Consider the following 21,724-nt stretch of genomic DNA (forward strand, 5'->3'; position numbering starts at 1 on the left):
ATTTCGGTGCATGTCGTACTCGCCGGTGGGGGGACCGCCGGCCACATCGAGCCCGCGCTCGCCCTCGCGGACGCCCTGCGCAGGCAGGACCCCACCGTGGGGATCACGGCCCTGGGCACGGAGCGGGGCCTGGAGACCAAGCTCGTCCCGCAGCGCGGCTACGAGCTCGCGCTCATCCCGGCCGTCCCGCTGCCCCGTAAGCCCACTCCCGAGCTGATCACCGTCCCGGGCCGGCTGCGCGGCACGATCAAGGCCACCGAGCAGATCCTGGAGCGCACCAAGGCCGACGCCGTGGTGGGCTTCGGCGGCTATGTGGCGCTGCCCGGCTACCTGGCCGCCAAGCGGCTCGGCGTGCCGATCGTGATCCACGAGGCGAACGCCCGCCCCGGCCTCGCCAACAAGATCGGCTCGCGGTACGCCGCCCAGGTCGCCGTCGCCACGCCGGACAGCAAGCTGCGCAACTCGCGCTACATCGGCATCCCGCTGCGCCACACCATCGCCACCCTGGACCGTGCCGCCGCCCGCCCCGAGGCCCGCGCGCTGTTCGGCCTGGACCCCAACCTGCCGACGCTGCTGGTCTCCGGCGGCTCGCAGGGCGCCCGGCGCCTCAACGAGGTCGTCCAGCAGGTCGCGCCCTGGCTCCAGCAGGCCGGGATCCAGATCCTGCACGCGGTCGGCCCGAAGAACGAACTGCCGCATGTGCAGCAGATGCCGGGGATGCCCCCCTACATCCCGGTAAGTTACCTGGACCGGATGGACCTCGCGTACGCCGCGGCCGACATGATGCTCTGCCGCGCGGGCGCGATGACCGTCGCCGAACTCTCCGCCGTCGGGCTTCCGGCCGCCTACGTCCCGCTGCCCATCGGCAACGGCGAACAGCGGCTGAACGCCCAGCCGGTGGTCAAGGCCGGCGGCGGACTGCTGGTCGACGACGCGGAACTGACGCCCGACTGGGTACGGGCGCAGGTCCTGCCCGTGCTCGCCGATCCGCACCGGCTGTACGAGATGTCCCGCGCCGCCGCCGAGTTCGGCCGCCGGGACGCCGACGACCTGCTCGTCGGCATGGTGTACGAGGCGATCGCCTCGAACCGACGCCAGTAGCCAGGAAGAGGGAGTGCGCGTGGCCGGATCGACGACCGCCGAGCGCGGTGAACGCCAGCAGGAGTCGTCCGGCCCGCCTCCCGTCCGGCGGTTGAGGCTGCGTCGGCTTCGTACGATCATCATCCTCGCGGTGGCGCTCGTGCTGCTCTCCGCGGGCACCGTCTGGCTGTTGTACGGCTCCCAGTGGCTGCGCGTCGAACGCGTCTCCGTCTCGGGAACCCTGGTGCTGACCCCGGAACAGGTCCGCGAGGCCGCCGACGTCCCGGAGGGCTCGCCGCTGATTTCCGTCGACACCGAGGCGATCGAGGCCCGACTTCGCCGGAAATTGCCCCGAATTGACGCGGTTGACGTCACTCGATCCTGGCCCCATGGAATCGAGCTGAAAGTGACTGAGCGTACTCCGGTTCTGCTTGTCCAAAAGGGCGGAAACTTTGTCGAAGTGGACGATGACGGTGTCCGATTCGCCACGGTTTCCGAGGCCCCGAAAGGCGTCCCCGCACTGGAATTGGCGCTCTCCCGGCCGGACACCCGCGCCGCGAGCCTGCGCCGCTTCGGCGAGGCCCGGCTGGTGCGCGAGGCGGTGCTGGTGGCGGGAGACATCCCGGTCGACGTCGCGCGCGCGACCCGGTCGGTCAAGGTGCGTTCCTACGACGACATCTCGCTGGAGTTGAGAGGCGGTCGCACCGTCTCGTGGGGGAGCAGCGAGAAGGGCGTTGCGAAGGCCCGTACGCTCACCGCTCTCATGAAAGCCGCCCCCGATGCGCGGCACTTCGACGTCAGCGTTCCCACCGCCCCTGCGTCAGCGGGGAGTTGACGCACATCAGCGCAGGCCAGCACCCTGGTTGGGCACTGCTACGGCTGATCACATAGGGTGAAAAGAAAAACGGGAGGTTCGGCGTGTTCGTTGAACGTGCGCCACTTGTCGACTTAGTGTCCTGTTCAGAAGACTCCAGGGAACAGACACACTGGTAACCCTAAACTTCAGCGTTAGGGTTCGGGTCGGCGCTACGGACCGTCCCATTCGGCATCAGTCGGCGGATCGCGAGGCAGCAGTGCCTCACCGGTCCGACGACACGTAACTCGAGGCGAGAGGCCTTCGACGTGGCAGCACCGCAGAACTACCTCGCAGTCATCAAAGTCATCGGTGTCGGCGGCGGTGGTGTCAATGCCATCAACCGGATGATCGAGGTCGGTCTCAAGGGCGTCGAGTTCATCGCCATCAACACCGACGCGCAGGCGCTGTTGATGAGCGACGCCGACGTCAAGCTCGACGTCGGCCGCGAACTCACCCGCGGACTCGGCGCCGGCGCCAACCCGGCCGTCGGCCGCAAGGCCGCCGAGGACCACCGCGAGGAGATCGAGGAGGTCCTCAAGGGGGCCGACATGGTCTTCGTGACGGCCGGTGAAGGCGGCGGCACCGGCACCGGCGGCGCGCCCGTCGTGGCCAACATCGCCCGCTCGCTCGGCGCCCTCACCATCGGCGTGGTCACCCGCCCGTTCACCTTCGAGGGCCGGCGCCGCGCCAACCAGGCCGAGGACGGCATCGCGGAGCTCCGCGAAGAGGTCGACACCCTCATCGTCATCCCCAACGACCGGCTGCTGTCCATCTCGGACCGCCAGGTCTCGGTGCTCGACGCCTTCAAGTCGGCCGACCAGGTCCTGCTCTCCGGTGTCCAGGGCATCACCGACCTCATCACCACGCCCGGCCTGATCAACCTCGACTTCGCCGACGTCAAGTCGGTCATGTCCGAGGCCGGTTCGGCGCTCATGGGCATCGGCTCGGCCCGCGGCGACGACCGCGCGGTGGCCGCCGCCGAGATGGCGATCTCCTCGCCGCTGCTTGAGGCGTCCATCGACGGCGCCCGGGGCGTGCTGCTCTCCATCTCCGGCGGCAGCGACCTCGGCCTGTTCGAGATCAACGAAGCGGCCCAGCTCGTCAGCGAGGCCGCCCACCCCGAGGCCAACATCATCTTCGGCGCGGTCATCGACGACGCCCTCGGCGACGAGGTCCGCGTCACCGTGATCGCCGCCGGCTTCGACGGGGGCCAGCCGCCCGCCCGCCGCGAGACGGTCATGGGTTCCTCCTCGGCCGCACCCCGCCGCGAGGAGCCCACTCCGGTACGGCCGACCGAGAGCCGTCCGTCCTTCGGCTCGCTCGGCAGCGTCACGCCGAAGGAGGACCCGGAGCCCGCGCCCGAGCCGGCCGCCGACCTCCCGGTCGCCCCGCCGGTCCCGCCGTCGCGGAGCTACTCCGACAGCGCGGCCGAAGAGCTGGACGTGCCGGACTTCCTGAAGTGATAGGACAGCGCGAGAGCGTGAGCGGCGCGCACTTCGCCTTCACCGACCGGTGGGGCGGGGTGAGCGCCGCTCCGTATGCGGAGCTCAATTTCGGCGGGGCGGTCGGCGACGACCCCGAGGCCGTGGGGACCAACCGGGAACTGGCCGCCAAGTCGCTCGGTCTCGACCCGGCCCGGGTGGTCTGGATGAACCAGGTGCACGGGGCGGACGCCGTGGTGGTCTCGGAGCCGTGGGGCGACAAGCCGGTGCCCCGGGTCGACGCGGTCGTCACCGCCGAGCGCGGTCTCGCCCTCGCCGTCCTCACCGCCGACTGCACCCCGGTGCTGCTCGCCGACCCGGTCGCCGGGATCGTCGCGGCGGCCCACGCCGGCCGGCCCGGCATGGTGGCCGGAGTCGTGCCGGCCGCGCTACGCGCGATGACCGGACTCGGCGCCGATCCCGCCCGGATCGTCGCCCGCACCGGCCCCGCCGTGTGCGGCCGGTGCTACGAAGTGCCCGAGGAGATGCGCGCCGAGGTCGCCGCCGTCGAACCCGCGGCGCACGCCGAGACGAGTTGGGGCACTCCGGCGGTCGACGTGACCGCCGGCGTGCACGCCCAGCTCGACCGGCTCGGGGTGCGCGACCGGCGGCAGTCGCCGGTGTGCACCAGGGAGTCGGGCGACCACTTCTCGTACCGCCGCGATCGCACCACGGGGCGACTCGCGGGATATGTCTGGCTGGACTGATGGGGCATGACGGACCGTAAGGACGAACTCGCCGCCAATCTGGCGAAGGTGGAGGAGCGCATCGCCGCCGCGTGTGCGGCCGCCGGGCGCGGGCGGGAGGAGGTGACCCTCATCGTGGTCACCAAGACCTACCCCGCGAGCGATGTGCGGATCCTCGCCGAGCTCGGTGTGCGCCATGTCGCCGAGAACAAGGACCAGGACGCGGCCCCCAAGGCCGCCGAATGCTCGGATCTGCCCCTTGCTTGGCATTTTGTTGGCCAATTGCAGACCAACAAGGTGCGATCTGTTGTGGGTTACGCGGATCTCGTGCAGTCCGTCGATCGTTCGAAGTTGGTGACGGCTCTCTCCAAGGAGGCCGTGAAGGCCGAGCGCGAGGTGGGCTGCCTGATCCAGGTCGCCCTCGACGCGGGTGCGAGCGAGCGAGGGGAGCGCGGTGGCGTGGCGCCGGGCGGAGTCGAGGAGTTGGCCGATCTCGTGGCCCGGGCTCCGGGGTTGCGGCTCGACGGGTTGATGACCGTCGCTCCGCTCACCGGGGAGTACGCGGGACGCGAACAGGCGGCGTTCGAGCGGTTGATGGATTTGTCGACCGACCTGCGCCGAGCCCATCCGGCTGCGAACATGGTCTCGGCAGGGATGAGCGCGGACCTCGAACAGGCCGTGGCGGCAGGAGCGACACATGTGCGCGTCGGCACCGCGGTACTCGGAGTCCGCCCCAGGCTCGGGTAACGTCGCCAGGAAGTCGGACCACAGCAGAAAATATGGTCATTACCGCCGAAAGGCGGTCATAACGACCTCGTGGATCGCGGGCACTTGGCAGTCGTCAGCCGATCCACCACAGAGCGGAGGACTCAGAGAATGGCCGGCGCGATGCGCAAGATGGCGGTCTACCTCGGCCTCGTGGAGGACGATGGGTACGACGGCCGCGGTTTCGACCCCGACGACGACTTCGAACCGGAACTGGACCCGGAGCCCGAGCGGGACCGTCGACGGCATGAGCCGTCTCACCAGTCACATCAGGCACTTCAGCCTGAAAGGGATGAATCGGTCAGAGTGGTGCAGTCCTCTGTGCCGCGCGAGCCGGTGCCCCGATCCTCTTCGCTCGCCGCGGAATCGGTGCGTCCAGCGCGCATCGCGCCCGTGGCATCCATCACACAAGAGCGCGCAAGCCTGGAGAAGAACGCACCGGTGATCATGCCCAAGGTCGTGTCGGAACGAGAGCCTTACCGGATCACCACACTTCACCCCCGGACCTACAACGAGGCCCGTACCATCGGGGAACACTTCCGTGAGGGCACCCCGGTGATCATGAATCTGACTGAGATGGATGACACAGACGCCAAGCGACTTGTCGACTTTGCGGCCGGTTTGGTGTTTGGTCTTCACGGCAGCATCGAGCGGGTGACGCAGAAGGTGTTCCTGTTGTCGCCTGCTAACGTCGATGTCACGGCGGAGGACAAGGCCCGCATCGCAGAGGGCGGGTTCTTCAACCAGAGCTGAGAAGCAACAACCGGAACGAAGTATGAACAGGGGAGAGGGAAAGACAGACCATGAGCGTGTTCGCGCAGGTGATCTACATCGCGCTGATGGTGTTCCTCATCGTGCTCATCTTCCGGTTGGTCATGGACTACGTCTTCCAGTTCGCCCGCTCGTGGCAACCCGGCAAGGCGATGGTGGTCGTTCTGGAGGCCACCTACACTGTCACCGATCCACCGTTGAAGCTTCTGCGGCGGTTCATCCCGCCGCTGCGTCTCGGGGGCGTGGCGCTCGACCTGTCCTTCTTCGTGCTGATGATCATCGTTTACATCCTCATCTCCATCATGGGAAACCTGGCGAGGTGACTGTGGACGATACGGTCTTGCCGACTGCCGATGACTACGTTGAGGTGAAGAGATGCCGTTGACCCCCGAGGACGTGCGGAACAAGCAGTTCACGACCGTCCGCCTCCGAGAAGGCTATGACGAGGACGAGGTCGATGCCTTCCTCGACGAGGTCGAAGCCGAACTGACGCGCCTGCTGCGCGAGAACGAGGACCTGCGCGCCAAGCTGGCCGCGGCGACGCGTGCTGCTGCCCAGAACCAGCAGAACATGCGCAAGCCTCCCGAGCAGCAGGACCAGCAGCAGGGTGGCATGCCCGGACAGGGCATGCCGCAGCAGGGCATGCGTGGGCCCGGTCCCGGCGCCCCCGTCCCCGCCGGCATATCCGGTCCGCCGCAGCAGCAGATGGGTGGCCCCATGGGTGGCCCGCCCCAGTTGCCGAGCGGTGCGCCGCAGTTGCCCGCCGGTCCCGGCGGCGGCCAGGGCGGCCCGCAGGGTCCCGGTCCGATGGGCCAGGGTCCGATGGGTCAGGGTCCGATGGGCCAGGGCCCGATGGGTCAGGGCACCATGGGCGGTCAGCCGCCCATGCAGCAGCAGATGGGTGGCCCGATGGGCGGCCCCATGGGCGGTCCGATGGGCGGCCCCGGTCAGGGCCCCGGTGGCGACAGCGCCGCCCGTGTCCTCTCGCTGGCCCAGCAGACCGCCGACCAGGCGATCGCCGAGGCCCGTTCCGAGGCCAACAAGATCGTCGGCGAGGCGCGTTCGCGTGCCGAGGGTCTTGAGCGCGACGCCCGTGCCAAGGCCGACGCCCTGGAGCGGGACGCGCAGGAGAAGCACCGCGTCGCGATGGGCTCCCTGGAGTCCGCCCGCGCCACGCTGGAGCGCAAGGTCGAGGACCTGCGCGGCTTCGAGCGCGAGTACCGCACGCGTCTGAAGTCGTACCTGGAGTCCCAGTTGCGTCAGCTCGAAACGCAGGCCGACGACTCGCTGGCGCCCCCGCGCACCCCGGCGACCGCGTCGCTGCCGCCGTCCCCGGCGCCTTCCATGGCTCCGGCCGGTGCCAGTGCCCCGTCGTACGGCGGCAACCCGGGCGGCATGGGCGGCGGTCCTGCACCGGCCGCTCCGTCCTACGGCGGCCAGCAGCAGATGTCGCCCGCGATGACCCAGCCGATGGCGCCGGTGCGGCCGCAGGGTCCCGGTCCGATGGGCCAGGCTCCCTCGCCCATGCGTGGCTTCCTCATCGACGAGGACGACAACTGACGGCCTCCCCCACGCCTTAGGCGTCGGCAGCGTTCAGGGCGAGACCCCGGATTCCGATCCGGGGTCTCGCCCTTTTACGCGGGTTGATCACGGTGTCGGCGGCATGCGGAAGGCCCGGCCCCCACGCGGGGGACCGGGCCTTCTTCGTCGTGCTGTGCCTGCTACGCCTTGCGCAGACGGAACGTCAGCGACAGGCCCTCGTCGGTGAACGGGGTACCGTAGGTGTCGTCCGCCTCCCCCTGGGCGAAGTCCGTCGCCAGGACCTCGTCGGAGATCAGCCCCGCGTGCTCGTCGAGCGCCGCGATCACCGCCGGATCGGTGGCCGTCCAGCGCAGGGCGATGCGGTCGGCCACGTCGAGGCCGCTGTTCTTGCGGGCCTCCTGGATCAGCCGGATCGCGTCACGGGCCAGGCCCGCTCGGCGGAGCTCCTCGGTGATCTCCAGGTCCAGGGCGACCGTCGCACCGGAGTCGGACGCCACCGACCAGCCTTCGCGCGGGGTCTCCGTGATGATCACCTCGTCGGGCGCGAGCGTGACCTTCTCGCCGTCGACCTCGACCGACGCGGTGCCCTCGCGCAGGGCGAGGGAGAGCGCGGCCGCGTCGGCGTGGGCGACGGCCTTGGCCACGTCCTGGACCCGCTTGCCGAACCGCTTGCCCAGGGCGCGGAAGTTGGCCTTCGCCGTGGTGTCGACCAGGCTGCCGCCGACCTCGCTGAGCGAGGCGAGCGCGCTCACGTTCAGCTCGTCCGTGATCTGCGCGTGCAGTTCACGGTCGAGGGCGTCGAAGCCGATCGCGGCGATGAGCGCCCGGGACAGCGGCTGACGGGTCTTCACGCCCGACTCCGCGCGCGTGGCGCGGCCCAGCTCGACGAGCCGGCGCACCAGGACCATCTGCTTCGACAGCTCCGGGTCGATGGCGGACAGGTCCGCCTCCGGCCACGTGGCCAGGTGCACCGACTCGGGGGCGCCCGGCGTGACCGGCACCACCAGGTCCTGCCAGACCCGCTCGGTGATGAACGGGGTGAGCGGGGCCATCAGCTTGGTGACCGTCTCGACGACCTCGTGCAGGGTGCGCAGCGCGGCCTTGTCGCCCTGCCAGAAGCGGCGCCGGGAGCGGCGTACGTACCAGTTGGACAGGTCGTCGACGAACGCCGACAGGAGCTTGCCGGCGCGCTGGGTGTCGTACGCCTCCAGGGACTGGGTCACCTGGTCGGTCAGCGCGTGCAGTTCGGACAGCAGCCAGCGGTCCAGGACCGGGCGGTCGGCCGGGGCCGGGTCCGCCTCGCTGGGCGCCCAGTTCGACGTACGGGCGTACAGGGCCTGGAAGGCGACCGTGTTCCAGTACGTCAGGAGCGTCTTGCGGACGACCTCCTGGATGGTGCCGTGGCCCACCCGGCGGGCCGCCCAGGGGGAGCCGCCGGCCGCCATGAACCAGCGCACCGCGTCCGCGCCGTGCCGGTCCATCAGCGGGATCGGCTCCAGGGTGTTGCCGAGGTGCTTGGACATCTTGCGGCCGTCCTCGGCGAGGATGTGGCCGAGGCAGACGACGTTCTCGTACGACGACTTGTCGAAGACCAGGGTGCCGACGGCCATCAGCGTGTAGAACCAGCCGCGGGTCTGGTCGATGGCCTCGGAGATGAACTGCGCCGGGTAGCGGGACTCGAAGAGTTCCTTGTTCTTGTACGGGTAGCCCCACTGCGCGAACGGCATCGAACCCGAGTCGTACCAGGCGTCGATGACCTCCGGCACGCGCGTGGCCGTCTTCCGACACTGCGGGCAGGCGAAGGTGACGTCGTCGATGAACGGGCGGTGCGGGTCCAGCTCGGAGTGGTCCGTGCCGGTCAGCTCGGTGAGCTCCGCGCGCGAGCCGACGACGGTGAGGTGGTCGTCCTCGCAGCGCCAGATCGGCAGCGGGGTGCCCCAGTAGCGGTTGCGGGACAGCGCCCAGTCGATGTTGTTCTGGAGCCAGTCGCCGAAGCGGCCGTGCTTGACCGTCTCCGGGAACCAGTTGGTGTTCTCGTTCTCCTGGAGGAGACGGTCCTTGGCGGCGGTGGTGCGGATGTACCAGGACGGCTGCGCGTAGTAGAGGAGCGCGGTGTGGCAGCGCCAGCAGTGCGGGTAGCTGTGCTCGTACGGGACGTGCCGGAAGAGGAGGCCGCGCTGCTGGAGGTCCTCGGTGAGCTTTTCGTCCGCCTTCTTGAAGAAGACGCCGCCGACCAGGGGGACGTCCTCCTCGAACGTGCCGTCACGGCGGACGGGGTTCACGACGGGCAGGCCGTAGGCGCGGCAGACCTTGAGGTCGTCCTCACCGAAGGCGGGGGACTGGTGGACCAGGCCCGTACCGTCCTCGGTCGTGACGTACTCGGCGTTGACCACGTAGTGGGCCGGCTCCGGGAACTCCACGAGCTCGAACGGACGTTGATAGGTCCAACGCTCCATCTCCGCGCCGGTGAAGGACTGGCCGGTGGTCTCCCAGCCCTCGCCGAGCGCCTTGGCGAGCAGCGGCTCGGCGACGACGAGCGTCTCCTCGCCGTTGGTGGCGACGACGTAGGTGACCTCCGGGTGCGCGGCGACCGCCGTGTTGGACACCAGGGTCCAGGGGGTCGTCGTCCAGACCAGGAGCGCGGCCTGGCCGGCGAGCGGACCGGAGGTGAGCGGGAAACGGACGTACACGGAAGGGTCCACGATCGTCTCGTAGCCCTGCGCCAGCTCGTGGTCCGACAGGCCCGTCTCGTCGCGGGGGCACCAGGGGGCCACGCGGTAGTCCTGGACCAGCAGGCCCTTGTTGAAGATCTCCTTGAGCGACCACCAGACGGACTCGATGTACTCGGGGTCCATCGTGCGGTACGGGTCCTGGAGGTCGGTCCAGTAGCCCATGCGGGTCGTGAGCGCCTCGAAGGCGTCGGTGTGGCGGGTCACGGACTCGCGGCACCTGGCGTTGAACTCGGCGATGCCGTACGCCTCGATGTCCTTCTTGCCGGTGAAGCCGAGTTCCTTCTCGACCGCCAGCTCCACCGGGAGGCCATGGCAGTCCCAGCCGGCCTTGCGGGCCACGTGGTAGCCGCGCATGGTGCGGAAGCGGGGGAAGACGTCCTTGAAGACGCGGGCCTCGATGTGGTGGGCGCCCGGCATGCCGTTGGCGGTGGGCGGGCCCTCGTAGAACACCCACTCGGGGCGGCCCTCGGACTGCTCCAGGGTCTTGGCGAAGATCTTCTGCTCGCGCCAGAAGTCGAGCACCGCGTGCTCGAGCGCGGGCAGGTCGACCTGGGCGGGCACCTGGCGGTACTGCGTCATCAGTCTTCCTCCGGCGGATGTGCTGCCTTCCGTCCGGAGGGACGAGAGCTTCTGTCTCTACGCCGGTCTCGGCGCGCTCCCGCGGTACCACCCTCCTTGGCCCGCCGACGCCTCGTGTGCGTCGGTGGACCCCCTCATTGGGGTCGCGATGCCGGGTCTACGCCCCCTGCTGGGGGTTCTTCCGGCGGCTCCGGGGTGATCTTCACGTCGCGCTCGCCCCCGGGCTTCCACCGTCCCCGGGTCGCTCTGGGCTGCGTACGCCGCTACTCGTCCCCATCCACGCTTCTCGCTGCGCCCAGTGTACGGCGCCCCGGGGACAGTGGCCGACCGGATTTCCGGGGCCGGGGGCGGGGGCCTTCGCGGGGCCCGGGGTGACCCGAATGGAGCGGCACGGCTGTTCGGATTCCGGGACGGACGGTCCGGCGGATTACCCGGCGGGGAGCTGGGCACAACGCATGCATGCTTCCCGCCCCGCGCGCGTGGGGCGGGCGAATCGGGCGGCGTGCCCCGTTGCCGCGGGACTCAAGTCGATTTATCGTCCCAGCACGATTCGCGAGCAAGATCACAATATGTGAAGGGGCCGCGGCATGGTGGCTAAGAAGACCGCCGTACAGCAGTCGGCGTCGGGCCGGTCCACACATGCCCGTGCCTCCGGTGGCGAGGCCAAGGACGCGGGCGGGAAGAAGAGCGCGCGCGGGGGGTCTGCGTCCTCCACGTCCTCCGGCAAGGGCGTGGCGGCCAAGGCCGTGAAGGCGGTCGGGGCAGCCGCGAAGAGCGTGGCGAAGAAGGCCGCCGTGAAGAGCACGCGGGCGGGAGGCGAGGGGGAGGGCACGCGTGCGGGTGCCGGGGCCGGGGGCACGCGTGCGGATGCCGAGAAGGCTATGGCGAAGACGGCCGAGGAAGAGGTCTCGGCAGGGAGACCGGCGGCCGAGCCGCGGGTCGGCGGGACGGCGGAGACCACCAAGGGCGTCGGCAGGGCCTCGGTCACGAAGCAGACCGGGGGAGCGAGGAAGACGGCCGGCAAGAAGGCGGTCACGAAGAAGGCGGTGGGCGAGAAGGCCGCCGTCGCCAAGAAGACGGTGAGTGAGACGGCTGCGGGCGTCGAGCGGGCGGCCAAGAAGGCGGTCGGCGGGACGGCTGCGGGCGCCAAGAGGGCGGCCAAGAAGAGCGGGGGTGCCGGGACGGCGGCTGCGGAGAAGCTGGTCGCCGGGAAGACCGCGGCGGCCAAGAAGGCGGTCGGTGAGACGGCTGCGGGCGCCAAGGGGGGACCCGAGGCGGCCGCGGTCACGGAGACGGCGGCTGCGGGGAAGCCCGCGGCCGGGGAAGCCGCCGTGGCCGAGAAGGCAGCGGCCACTAAGAAGAAGGCGGTCACCAAGAAGAGCGCGTCCAAGAGCACGGCCGCGAGCAAGAGCGCGGCAGCCTCCAAGAGCACGGCCGCGCCGAAGAGCACGGGTGCGGCCAAGGGCGTGGCCAAGAGCACGGCCGCGTCCAAAAGCGCGGCTGCGGCGAAGGCCGCGGGGAAGAAGACGGCCGTGAAGGACAGCGCGGTCGAGGAGACGGTCGCCACGGAGGCCGGTGTCCCGCAGGGGGACGCCGGGCAGGGCACCTCCGGGAAGCACACCCCCACGAAGAGGGCGGCCGGCAAGAGCACGGCCAACAAGGCGGGCGCGGCCGAGGCCGCGAAGCAGACGGGAGCCACGACCGTGGTTGCGAAGAAGACCCCTGGCACGGCCACAGCGGCGAAGTCCGCCCTACCCAACGCGCGTGTCGCCGCGGCGGAGCCCGGCGAACTCGCGGTGCGCCCGGGTGAGGACCCGTGGACGCCCGAGGAGGTCGCGGAGGCCCGCGCGGAGCTGACGGCCGAGGCCCTGCGGCTGCGCACCGAGATCTCCACGTCCGAGGAGTCCCTGGTGGGGCTCATGCGGGACTCCGGGGACGGCGCGGGCGACGACCAGGCCGACACCGGGACCAAGAACATCACGCGCGAGAGCGAGATGGCCCTCGCGGCCAACGCGCGCGAGATGCTCACCCAGACCGAGCGCGCCCTCGGACGCCTCGACGCCGGCACCTACGGGCTGTGCGAGAACTGCGGCAATCCCATCGGCAAGGCACGCATGCAGGCCTTCCCGCGCGCGACCCTGTGCGTGGAGTGCAAGCAGAAGCAGGAACGCCGGTACTGAGGGTGCTCGGCGGCGTGTCGTACCCTCGTCCTCAGTCAGGTACCTAGGTCGAGGGACTCACGTGGCAGAGGCGGAGCGCATCATCGGTACGCCGGATACCCCAGAGGCGGCGGGGGCCGAGCCGGAGCAGGACCAGACGGCGCGGCCCCGGGGCAGGCGTCGGATCGCCGTGCTGTTCACGGTGGCCGCCTTCGCCTACGCCCTCGACCTGGTCAGCAAGATGATCGTGGTCGCCCGGCTGGAGCACCACGAGCCGATCGAGATCATCGGGGACTGGCTGAAGTTCGAGGCGATCCGCAACGCGGGCGCGGCCTTCGGCTTCGGCGAGGCCTTCACCGTGATCTTCACGGTGATCGCGGCGGCCGTGATCGTGGTCATCGCCCGGCTCGCCCGCAAGCTCTACAGCCTGCCGTGGGCGATCGCGCTCGGTCTGCTGCTGGGCGGCGCGCTCGGCAATCTCACCGACCGGCTCTTCCGCTCGCCCGGCGTCTTCGAGGGCGCGGTCGTCGACTTCATCGCGCCCAAGCACTTCGCGGTGTTCAACCTCGCCGACTCGGCGATCGTGTGCGGCGGCATCCTGATCGTGCTGCTGTCCTTCCGGGGCCTCGACCCGGACGGCACCGTCCACAAGGACTGAGCCCGGGTTTTCCACAGGCTCGGTCGGGGCTGTCTCACCCGTCCGGCATACTCGACGGGTGAGCACCATTCCCGAGATCCGTACCCTGCCCGTGCCCGACGGCCTGGAGGGCGAGCGCGTCGACGCCGCCATCTCCCGCATGTTCGGCTTCTCCCGGACCAAGGCGGCCGAGCTCGCCGCCTCGGGGAAGGTCACGGTCGACGGGTCGGTGGTCGGGAAGTCCGAGCGGGTGCACGGCGGGGCCTGGCTGGAGGTCGAGATGCCGCAGGCGCCCGCGCCCGTGCAGATCGTCGCCGAGCCGGTCGAGGGCATGGAGATCGTCCATGACGACGACGACGTGGTCGTGATCGTCAAGCCGGTCGGCGTGGCCGCGCACCCCTCGCCGGGCTGGACCGGGACCACCGTGATCGGCGGGCTCGCCGCCGCCGGGTACCGCATCTCGACCTCCGGGGCCGCCGAGCGCCAGGGCATCGTGCACCGGCTCGACGTGGGCACCTCGGGGCTGATGGTCGTGGCCAAGTCGGAGCGGGCGTACACCTCGCTCAAGCGCCAGTTCAAGGAGCGCACGGTCGACAAGCGGTACCACACGCTCGTCCAGGGCCATCCGGACCCGACCAGCGGCACCATCGACGCGCCCATCGGCCGGCACCCGAACCACGACTACAAGTGGGCGGTCACCGCCGAGGGCAAGCCGTCCGTCACGCACTACGACCTGATCGAGGCGTTCCGCGCGGCCTCCCTGCTCGACGTGAAGCTGGAGACCGGGCGCACCCACCAGATCCGCGTCCACATGGCGGCCCACCGCCACCCCTGCGTCGGCGACCTGACGTACGGCGCCGACCCGACGCTCGCCAAGCGGCTGCGGCTGACCCGGCAGTGGCTGCACGCGGTGCGGCTCGGCTTCGAGCACCCCGGGGACGGCGAGTGGGTGGAGTTCGCCAGTGACTACCCGGACGACCTCCAGCAGGCCCTGGACCTGGTGCGTGAGGAGACCTACGGGTGAGCACGCGCGCGTACGAGGTGCGGGTCGCCGAGGACCCCGCCGACCGTGAGGCGTGCTTCAGGGTGCGCAAGGAGGTCTTCGTCGGCGAGCAGGGCGTGCCCGAGGACATCGAGTACGACGCCTACGACGCCGTGGCCGTGCATGTGCTGGCCGTGCGGGAGGACGGGGTGCCGCTCGGGACCGGGCGGCTGCTGTCCGGGGACGCGGCGGCCGGCAAGACCGGCGGTGACCCCTCGGTGGGCTCGCTCGGGCGGCTCGCGGTGACGCAGGCCGCTCGGGGCCTCGGGGTGGGGGCGGCCCTGGTGCGGGCCATCGAGGACGCGGCACGCGCGCGTGGGCTGGCCGCGGTGGACCTGCACGCCCAGACGCACGCGCTGGGGTTCTACGAGCGGCTCGGGTACGTGGCGTACGGGCCGGAGTTCCCGGACGCGGGGATACCGCACCGGGCCATGCGGCGCGTTCTCTGAGGCTCGGCGGGAGCGGCGGTCGGGAGCGTCCGGGCGATTTACGGGCAGACTGAAGTGACCGTTGGTTCGTCGATCTGCCCGGAGTCCTGACCGTGGATCAGTTGGCCCTGTTGTTCGTGTTGTTGCTGGGGGCTCTGATCAGTGTCCCGGTGGGGGACCGGTTCGGGTTGCCGGCGCCGGTGCTGATGACACTGCTCGGCATACTGCTCGCGGTGCTGGACTTCGTACCGAATGTCGACATCCCGCCCGAACTGATCCTGCCGATCCTGCTGCCGCCGCTGCTGTACGCGGCGGTGCGGCGCACTTCCTGGCGGCAGTTCACCGCCAACAAGCGGCCGATCTTCCTGCTCGCCGTCGCGCTCGTCTTCGTGACCACCCTGTGCGTCGCCGTCGTCGCCCACGCGATCGTGCCGGGACTGCCGATCGCGGCCGCCGTCGCGCTCGGCGCGCTGGTCGCACCGCCCGACCCGGTCGCCGCGACCGCCGTCGCGGGCCAACTCGGGCTGCCCCGCAGGCTGGTGTCCATCCTGGAGGGCGAGGGCCTGTTCAACGACGTCACGGCGATCGTGCTCTACCACGTGGCCGTCGCCGCGGCCGTCAGCGGTTCGTTCACGGCCGGGGAGGCCGGTCTGGAGCTGGTGCTCTCCGCGGTGGTCGCCGTCGTCGTGGGACTCGCGCTGGGCTGGGGCGCCAACAAGCTGATGGACCTGCTGGGCGACGCCACCCTCCAGATCGGGCTGACGGTCCTCGTGCCGTACGCCTCCTACGTGCTCGCCGAGGAGCTTCACGGCTCCGGTGTGCTCGCCGTGCTGACCACCGCCCTGTTCCTCGCCGAGTACGGCACCGACGCCGACGACGTGATGACCCGGCTCGCCGGGCACACCTTCTGGGACATCGTCGACACGCTCGTCACCGGCGTGGCCTTCGGGCTCATCGGGCTCGAACTGCACAACGCCATCCGGACCGCGTCCGGGCGCTGGGGCGAGATGCTCGGCTGGGCCGCGGCGATCGTCGCCGTGGTCGTCCTGGTACGCCTCGCGTGGCTGCTGCCGGCCACCTGGCTCACCAAGCGGATGCACGCGAAACGGGACTACAGCGAGGAGATCCCGACCAGTTGGCGGGAGACCGTCATCATGTGGTGGTCCGGGATGCGGGGCGTGGCCTCGGTGGCGCTGGCGCTGGCCATTCCGCTGGAGACCGAGTCCGGGGCGGGCTTCCCGGACCGGGACGAGATCATCTTCATCGCCTTCGGGGTGATCATGGCCACGCTGGTGCTCCAGGGGCTGACCCTGCCGTGGCTGGTGAAGCGGCTGGGGGTGCGGGCCGACACCGAGCGGGAGAAGGAGTTCGAGAAGGCCCTCGCCGTCCGTGCGGCGAAGGCGGCGAAACGGCGGCTGCGGGAGATCGAGACCGTCGAGGAGCTGCCGGAGGAGCTGGCCGAGCAGATGCAGCGGCGGGCGTTCGAGATCGGCGTGCGGATCCATCCCGAGATGGGGGACGAGGAGCGGCGCGAGGCCCGGCGGCGGCTCAAGCGGGTGCGGCGCATCCAGGGCGAGCTGCTGAGCGCGGCACGGCACGAGGTGCTGGCGGCACGCAGCGAGCCGGGGGCCGACCCCGAGGTCGTGGACCGGGTGCTGCGGCATCTGGACGTCCGCAGTCTGCGCTGAGTCCGCGAACGCGGGGTGAACGCGCCAACCGCGTCTTTGTAGGCTGCGGTCATGGCTCGCAACGTGGTGATCAGCGGTGGCGGTACGGGAATCGGGCTCGCGGCGGCGCAGGTGTTCGCCGCGGAAGGGGACCGGGTGCTGCTGCTCGGGCGGCGCGCCGGGGTGCTGGAGAAGGCGGGGGTGCCCGGGGCGCTGACGTACGCCGCCGATCTCGCCGACGCCGACCAGGTGCGCGGGGTCGTCGGGTTCGTGGCGCGCGAACTCGGCGCCGTGGACGTGCTGATCCACAGCGCCGGGGGCACCGGACAGCTCGAACCGCCCGCCGACAGCTCCGACCCGCTCGACGCCGTCGCGCACAACTGGACCGTGAACTTCCGGCTCAACCTGCTGACCGCGGCCCTGCTCACCGAGGGACTGAAGGACCGGCTCGCCTCACCCGGCGGGCGGGTCCTGTTCGTCAGCTCCATCGCCGCCTACCGGGGGTCCGGGAGCGGGGCGTACGGGGCGGCGAAGGCCGGGCTGCACCCGTACGCCCATGATCTCGCACGGGAGTTGGGGCCGCGCGGGATCACGGCGAACGTGGTGGCGCCGGGGTACATCGAGGACACGGAGTTCTTCGGACCGGCCATTGATCCCGCTCGCCGGGAGCGGCTGGTCGGTGACACGTCCACCGGGCGGGCCGGGACGCCGGGGGACATCGCGGCCACGCTTCACTGGCTGGCGTCGGCCGGGGCGGGGCATGTGACTTCTCAGGTCGTGCAGGTCAATGGTGGTGCTGAGCGCGGGAGGTGACGGGGGCTGCGCGGCCGTTGGCGGGTGCGGGTCCGTCGTGGCCGGTCGCGCAGTTCCCCGCGCCCCTGAGTCAGTGCGGGCACCGGCGCCACGACGGACCGTCTAGCCGCGCCCCGTTCGCGGGGACTCGTGGGCGCGGCGGGGTGTCTCGCCGTCCCTCTCGTGGCCGTTGAGCCGCCGGAACCCCGGAGCGAGCGTCGCGTCCGCCGTGTTGACCCGGGGCAGGGCGTAGGGGTGGTTGTCGGTGAGCCAGCGGATCATCTGCTCGCGGACCGTGACCCGGACCGTCCAGATGTCGTCGGCGTCCTTGGCGGTCACCAGCGCCCGCACCTGCATGGTGTTCGGGGTGGTGTCGGTGACGGCGAGACCGTAGTCGCGGCCGTCCCAGGCCGGGCACTCGCGCAGGATGTCCCGCAGCCGCTCCCGCATCAGCTCCACCGGGGCCGTGTGGTCGACGTGCCAGTAGACGATGCCGGTCATCTGCGGGGTGCCGCGCGACCAGTTCTCGAACGGCTTCGAGGTGAAGTACGACACCGGCATGGTGATCCGGCGCTCGTCCCAGGTCCGTACCGTCAGGAAGGTCAGCGTGATCTCGTCGACGGTGCCCCACTCGCCGTCCACCACCACGGTGTCACCGATGCGCACCATGTCACCGAAGGCGATCTGCAGCCCGGCGAACATGTTGCTCAGCGTCGACTGGGCGGCCACACCGGCGACGATGCCGAGGATTCCGGCCGAGGCCAGCAGTGAGGCACCGGCCGCGCGCATCGCCGGGAACGTCAGCAGCATCGCGGCCACCGCCATCACCCCGACGACCGCGGCGACCACCCTGGTGATCAGCGTCACCTGGGTGCGCACCCGACGGACCCGGGCCGCGTCGTGGTGGGCGCGCGCGTAACGGGTGTACGTCGTCTCCACTATGGCGGCGGCGATCCGGATCACCAGCCAGGCGGTCGCCCCGATCAGGACCAGCGTCAGCGTCTGCCCGATGCCGGCGCTGTGCCCCTCCAGCACCTGCGCCTCGTCGTACGAACCTCTCAGCATCGCCGCGCACAGCACGAGCATGTAGGGGATGCGGCCACGGCGCAGCAGACCCCACATCGGGGTCTCGCTGTGACGGTCGTCGGCCTTGCGCAGCAGACGGTCGGTGGCCCAGCCGATCAGCAGTGTGAGCAGCACCGAGCCGCCGACCACGATCAGTGGGCGGAGTACGTTCTCCATGACCCCGAACCTAACCGGCCCGGGCGGGGCATGAACATGTGACTTCCGCCGCGAAGTGGGTACGGGCCGCCCGGCCCGCGGCGGGGCGCTGTCGGTGCGGGCTGGCACCATGGCCTCATGAACATCATGCTCTTCCACTCGACCTACGGCCTCAGGCCCGCCGTCCGCCAGGCCGCCGACCGGCTGCGGGAGGCCGGGCACGAGGTGTGGACGCCGGACCTCTTCGAGGGGCGCACGTTCGACACGGTCGAGGAGGGCATGGCCTTCAACGAGGAGATCGGCAAGGACGAACTGCTCAAGCGGGCCGTCCTGGCCGCCGCTCCCTACTCCGAGCGCGGCCTCGTCTACGCCGGGTTCTCGCTCGGCGCCTCCGTCGCGCAGACCCTCGCCCTCGGCGACGAGAAGGCCCGCGGGCTGCTGCTCCTGCACGGCACGTCGGACATCGCGCCGACCGCGACCGCGGACGACCTGCCGGTCCAACTGCACGTGGCCGAGCCCGACCCCTTCGAGACCGACGACTGGCTGAGCGCCTGGTACCTCCAGATGGGCCGCACCGGCGCCGACGTCGAGATCTACCGGTACGCCGGGGCCGGTCACCTCTACACCGACCCCGACCTGCCGGACTACGACGAGGAGGCCGCCGAGGCCACCTGGCGGGTGGCCCTCGGCTTCCTGGAGACCCTCTAGACGCGGCCCGCGCTCTAGACGGGGGTGTAGGTCCGCTCGACCTTCTGCGTGCCGGTCCGCGTGCGGTACGAACGCGCCCAGGACGAGGTCGCGTTCTGCTGCGTCTTGTCGGACAGCACGTAGTAGTCCATCTGCGCCCGGTCGGCGGTGATGTCCAGGACGCCGTAGCCGTGGCGGTCGGTGTCCACCCAGTGGACGTGCCGGTTGGCGAGCCGGATGACCGGGGCGGCGAGCGCGGTGACCGTGCCCTCGGGGACCTTCAGGATGTCGTCGAGGTTGTCGGAGCTCACCGACGTGACGACGAACTCCGTCGCGGCCGATGCCGACAGCGGGTAGGTGCCGGCGTCCACGGGCACGTCGTTGGCCCACGCCATGTGGATGTCACCGGTCAGGAAGACGGTGTTGCGGATGGCGTTGGAGCGCAGGTGGGCGAGGAGTTCGCGGCGGTCGTCCGTGTAGCCGTCCCACTGGTCGGTGTTGAGGGCGAGGCCCTCCTGCGGCAGCCCGAGCAGCTCGGCGAGCGGCTTGAGCAGCTCGGCGGAGAGCGAGCCGATCGCGAACGGCGAGATCATCACGGAGTTGCCGACCAGCCGCCAGGTGGTGTCGGAGGACTTCAGCCCCGCCTTGAGCCAGTCCAGTTGGGCCCGGCCGGTGAGGGTGCGGTCCGGGTCGTCGACCGAGCCGCTGCCCACGCCGACCTGCTGCGAGCGGTAGGACCGCAGGTCGAGCAGCGAGAGGTCGGCGAGCTTGCCGAAGCGCAGCCGCCGGTAGGTGGTGCCGGCGGTCGCCGTGCGGACCGGCATCCACTCGAAGTAGGCCTGCTTGGCCGCGGCCTGACGGGCCGACCAGGCGCCCTCCGTGCCCTCGGTGTGGTTCTCGGCGCCGCCCGACCAGGCGTCGTTGGCGAACTCGTGGTCGTCCCAGATCGCGATGACCGGGGCGACCGCGTGCAGCGCCTGGAGGTCGGGGTCCGTCTTGTACTTGCCGTGCCGGATCCGGTAGTCGGCGAGGGTGAGGATCTCGTGGGTCGGCGCGTGCTGCCGTACGACGGTGTCGCGGGTGCCGTACTGGCCGGTGCCGTACTCGTAGACGTAGTCGCCCAGGTGGAGCCAGGCGTCCAGGTCGCCGCGGGCCGCGAGGTGGCGGTAGGACGAGAACCAGCCGGCCTCCCAGTTGGCGCAGGAGACCACGCCGAAGCGCAGGCCCGCGACGGCCGCGTCCGCCGCCGGCGCGGTGCGGGTGCGCGCCGCCGGGGAGTCGGTGCCGCCCGCCGAGAAGCGGAACCAGTAGTCGGTCGCGGGCGTGAGACCGCGCACGTCCGCCTTGACCGTGTGGTCGGAGGCGGCGGTCGCGGTGACGGAGCCCTTGGCGACGATGTTCGTGAAGGCCTTGTCCGCGGCGACGACCCAGCCGACCTCGGTGTCCGGGCCGAGCCCGGAGCCGGGTGCGGCCTCGGCGGTCGGGGTGATCCGGGTCCACAGCAGGATGCCGTTGGGGAGCGGGTCGCCGGAGGCCACACCGTGCAGGAAGGCGGGGGCCTCGACCGCGCCGGCCGGCCTCGCGGCGGCGAGCGGGGCGGCCAGGACGGCGGTGGCCGCCGCGGCCTTGACGACCGTACGGCGGCGCGGGGACAGGGAGTTGCTCTCGGCTGTTCTCTGTCTACTAGTAGTCACGGCCGATCAGGTTACTGATCGGTATGAACGAGAGCGGGCGAACCCGTGAAAGTTCGCCCGCTCTTTGCCCGAAGAGTGCGGGATCAGGCCTTCAGGGCCGCCGTCAGCGCGGTGTTGAAGTCGGCGACCGTCATCGGAGCGCTCTGACCGTCGGAACCGGTCAGCGTCTTGCCGTCCATCTTCAGCGTCGGGGTGCCGGTCACGCCGTCCTTGTTGAACTTCTCGGACATGACCAGGGCCCACTTGTCGTAGGTGCCGTTCTTCACGGCGTTCTGGAAGGTCTTGTTGTCCTTCAGCTCCGGGACGGTCTGCGCGATCTTGATGAGGTAGGCGTCGTCCTTGAACTTGTCGGTGTCCTCGGAGGGGTGCCACTTCGTGGAGTACATCGCGGTCTTGTACTTCAGGAACGCCTCGGGGCTGACGTTCAGTGCCGCGCCGAGGGCGCTGAGGCCGTTCTTGGAGCCCTCGCCGCCGAGGTTGCCGTCGAGGAAGGTGGCGCCGACGTACTGGAGCTTGAACTTGCCGTCCGCGACGTCCTTGTCGACGGTCGAGCCGACGGTCTCCTCGAACTGCGCGCACACGGGGCAGCGCGGGTCCTCGTACATGACCAGGGTCTTCTTGGCGGTGCTCTTGCCGATCACGACGGTCGTGCCGTTGGTGCCCGTGCTGTTGGCCGGCTTGACCAGCTTGTCGTTCTTGGCCTCTTCCCAGTAACCGGGCTTGTTGCTCTGGACGACCGCGTAGCTGATGCCGCCGGCTATCGCCAGGACGCCGACGATGGAGCAGGCGACGATGACCTGCCGCTTGATCTTGTCGCGCTTGGCCTGGCGCTCGCGCTCCTGCCGCAGCCGCTCGCGGGCGGCGGTCTTCGCGGCCTGGCTGTTCCGCTTGCTCATGGTGGTGTT

19 protein-coding genes are annotated in these 21,724 nt (G+C 70.6%); 15 read left to right on the top strand and 4 right to left on the bottom strand.

The genetic code is table 11. The annotated features are described in order from the left end of the window. Positions 1-6 precede the first annotated feature (6 nt). The 8 genes from murG to ACZ66S_RS28665 all read left to right on the top strand — a co-directional run bounded on the left by murG (position 7) and on the right by ACZ66S_RS28665 (position 7,199). A complete protein-coding gene (murG, locus tag ACZ66S_RS28630; protein ID WP_469904424.1) occupies positions 7-1,101 on the top strand; it encodes an undecaprenyldiphospho-muramoylpentapeptide beta-N-acetylglucosaminyltransferase in 1,095 nt (364 codons plus the stop codon). Between the two features lie 19 nt (positions 1,102-1,120). Further along, positions 1,121-1,915 (top strand): cell division protein FtsQ/DivIB, encoded by a 795-nt coding sequence (locus ACZ66S_RS28635; RefSeq protein ID WP_469904425.1) that lies wholly within the window; start codon positions 1,121-1,123, stop codon positions 1,913-1,915. 287 nt (positions 1,916-2,202) lie between these two features. Beyond that, the gene (gene ftsZ, locus ACZ66S_RS28640) at positions 2,203-3,399 is read left to right on the top strand and encodes a cell division protein FtsZ (RefSeq protein ID WP_469904426.1); all 1,197 of its coding nucleotides are present in this window, start codon (positions 2,203-2,205) and stop codon (positions 3,397-3,399) included. Beyond that, entirely contained in the window at positions 3,396-4,124 is a 729-nt protein-coding gene (gene pgeF / locus ACZ66S_RS28645; RefSeq protein ID WP_469904427.1) for a peptidoglycan editing factor PgeF, read from the top strand. Before ftsZ ends, pgeF begins: the two co-directional genes overlap by 4 nt. Positions 4,125-4,130: 6 nt before the next feature. Then, the gene (locus tag ACZ66S_RS28650) at positions 4,131-4,850 is read left to right on the top strand and encodes a YggS family pyridoxal phosphate-dependent enzyme (protein ID WP_469904428.1); all 720 of its coding nucleotides are present in this window, start codon (positions 4,131-4,133) and stop codon (positions 4,848-4,850) included. A 129-nt stretch (positions 4,851-4,979) separates the two neighbouring features. Then, on the top strand, positions 4,980-5,621 hold the full coding sequence (locus tag ACZ66S_RS28655) for a cell division protein SepF (RefSeq protein ID WP_469904429.1): 642 nt from the start codon (positions 4,980-4,982) through the stop codon (positions 5,619-5,621). 50 nt (positions 5,622-5,671) lie between these two features. Then, positions 5,672-5,962 (top strand): YggT family protein, encoded by a 291-nt coding sequence (locus tag ACZ66S_RS28660; RefSeq protein WP_053847334.1) that lies wholly within the window; start codon positions 5,672-5,674, stop codon positions 5,960-5,962. Between the two features lie 52 nt (positions 5,963-6,014). Further along, a complete protein-coding gene (locus ACZ66S_RS28665; RefSeq protein WP_469904430.1) occupies positions 6,015-7,199 on the top strand; it encodes a DivIVA domain-containing protein in 1,185 nt (394 codons plus the stop codon). Positions 7,200-7,360: 161 nt separating this feature from the next. Here ACZ66S_RS28665 and ileS read toward each other — a convergent pair whose 3' ends face one another. Next, on the bottom strand, positions 7,361-10,492 hold the full coding sequence (gene ileS / locus ACZ66S_RS28670) for an isoleucine--tRNA ligase (RefSeq protein WP_469904431.1): 3,132 nt from the start codon (positions 10,490-10,492) through the stop codon (positions 7,361-7,363). 587 nt (positions 10,493-11,079) lie between these two features. Between ileS and ACZ66S_RS28675 the strand changes: the two genes are divergently transcribed. The 6 genes from ACZ66S_RS28675 to ACZ66S_RS28700 all read left to right on the top strand — a co-directional run bounded on the left by ACZ66S_RS28675 (position 11,080) and on the right by ACZ66S_RS28700 (position 17,238). Then, positions 11,080-12,672, top strand: coding sequence for a TraR/DksA family transcriptional regulator (locus ACZ66S_RS28675; RefSeq protein WP_469904432.1), 1,593 nt, complete (start codon positions 11,080-11,082; stop codon positions 12,670-12,672). Between the two features lie 61 nt (positions 12,673-12,733). Then, the gene (gene lspA, locus ACZ66S_RS28680) at positions 12,734-13,309 is read left to right on the top strand and encodes a signal peptidase II (protein ID WP_469904433.1); all 576 of its coding nucleotides are present in this window, start codon (positions 12,734-12,736) and stop codon (positions 13,307-13,309) included. A gap of 58 nt (positions 13,310-13,367) precedes the next feature. Further along, positions 13,368-14,312: an RluA family pseudouridine synthase gene (locus tag ACZ66S_RS28685; RefSeq protein WP_356586200.1), complete on the top strand. Its 945-nt coding sequence runs from the start codon at positions 13,368-13,370 to the stop codon at positions 14,310-14,312. Then, positions 14,309-14,779 carry a GNAT family N-acetyltransferase gene (locus tag ACZ66S_RS28690; protein WP_469904434.1) on the top strand — a complete coding sequence of 157 codons (471 nt, stop codon included), beginning with the start codon at positions 14,309-14,311 and terminating at the stop codon, positions 14,777-14,779. The genes ACZ66S_RS28685 and ACZ66S_RS28690 overlap by 4 nt, the downstream gene beginning before the upstream one ends. A 92-nt stretch (positions 14,780-14,871) precedes the next feature. Further along, the gene (locus tag ACZ66S_RS28695) at positions 14,872-16,446 is read left to right on the top strand and encodes a Na+/H+ antiporter (RefSeq protein WP_469904435.1); all 1,575 of its coding nucleotides are present in this window, start codon (positions 14,872-14,874) and stop codon (positions 16,444-16,446) included. Between the two features lie 51 nt (positions 16,447-16,497). Then, the gene (locus tag ACZ66S_RS28700) at positions 16,498-17,238 is read left to right on the top strand and encodes an SDR family NAD(P)-dependent oxidoreductase (protein ID WP_469904436.1); all 741 of its coding nucleotides are present in this window, start codon (positions 16,498-16,500) and stop codon (positions 17,236-17,238) included. A gap of 102 nt (positions 17,239-17,340) precedes the next feature. On the opposite strand, the gene ACZ66S_RS28705 is transcribed toward ACZ66S_RS28700, so the two are convergent. After that, positions 17,341-18,459: a mechanosensitive ion channel family protein gene (locus tag ACZ66S_RS28705; protein WP_469904437.1), complete on the bottom strand. Its 1,119-nt coding sequence runs from the start codon at positions 18,457-18,459 to the stop codon at positions 17,341-17,343. A 117-nt stretch (positions 18,460-18,576) separates the two neighbouring features. On the opposite strand from ACZ66S_RS28705, the gene ACZ66S_RS28710 reads away from it, so the two are divergent. Continuing rightward, positions 18,577-19,146, top strand: coding sequence for a dienelactone hydrolase family protein (locus ACZ66S_RS28710; protein ID WP_469904438.1), 570 nt, complete (start codon positions 18,577-18,579; stop codon positions 19,144-19,146). A gap of 14 nt (positions 19,147-19,160) precedes the next feature. Here ACZ66S_RS28710 and ACZ66S_RS28715 read toward each other — a convergent pair whose 3' ends face one another. Together ACZ66S_RS28715 and ACZ66S_RS28720 are read right to left on the bottom strand one after the other, a co-directional pair. Then, positions 19,161-20,819 (bottom strand): alkaline phosphatase D family protein, encoded by a 1,659-nt coding sequence (locus ACZ66S_RS28715; protein ID WP_469904439.1) that lies wholly within the window; start codon positions 20,817-20,819, stop codon positions 19,161-19,163. A gap of 83 nt (positions 20,820-20,902) precedes the next feature. Continuing rightward, complete coding sequence (locus ACZ66S_RS28720) at positions 20,903-21,715, bottom strand: thioredoxin domain-containing protein (protein ID WP_469904440.1); 813 nt, start codon at positions 21,713-21,715, stop codon at positions 20,903-20,905. Positions 21,716-21,724: the final 9 nt, after the last annotated feature.

This window comes from Streptomyces sp. NPDC107471 (genome assembly GCF_055582845.1).

Bases quoted from the DNA above. Each gene is read 5' to 3' on its own strand.
- ACZ66S_RS28650 (WP_469904428.1), top strand. From the start codon at position 4,131: ATGACGGACCGTAAGGACGAACTCGCCGCCAATCTGGCGAAGGTGGAG.
- ACZ66S_RS28655 (WP_469904429.1), top strand. From the start codon at position 4,980: ATGGCCGGCGCGATGCGCAAGATGGCGGTCTACCTCGGCCTCGTGGAG.
- ACZ66S_RS28660 (WP_053847334.1), top strand. From the start codon at position 5,672: ATGAGCGTGTTCGCGCAGGTGATCTACATCGCGCTGATGGTGTTCCTC.
- ACZ66S_RS28665 (WP_469904430.1), top strand. From the start codon at position 6,015: ATGCCGTTGACCCCCGAGGACGTGCGGAACAAGCAGTTCACGACCGTC.
- ileS (WP_469904431.1), bottom strand. From the start codon at position 10,492: ATGACGCAGTACCGCCAGGTGCCCGCCCAGGTCGACCTGCCCGCGCTC.
- ACZ66S_RS28675 (WP_469904432.1), top strand. From the start codon at position 11,080: ATGGTGGCTAAGAAGACCGCCGTACAGCAGTCGGCGTCGGGCCGGTCC.
- ACZ66S_RS28700 (WP_469904436.1), top strand. From the start codon at position 16,498: ATGGCTCGCAACGTGGTGATCAGCGGTGGCGGTACGGGAATCGGGCTC.
- ACZ66S_RS28705 (WP_469904437.1), bottom strand. From the start codon at position 18,459: ATGGAGAACGTACTCCGCCCACTGATCGTGGTCGGCGGCTCGGTGCTG.
- ACZ66S_RS28710 (WP_469904438.1), top strand. From the start codon at position 18,577: ATGAACATCATGCTCTTCCACTCGACCTACGGCCTCAGGCCCGCCGTC.
- ACZ66S_RS28720 (WP_469904440.1), bottom strand. From the start codon at position 21,715: ATGAGCAAGCGGAACAGCCAGGCCGCGAAGACCGCCGCCCGCGAGCGG.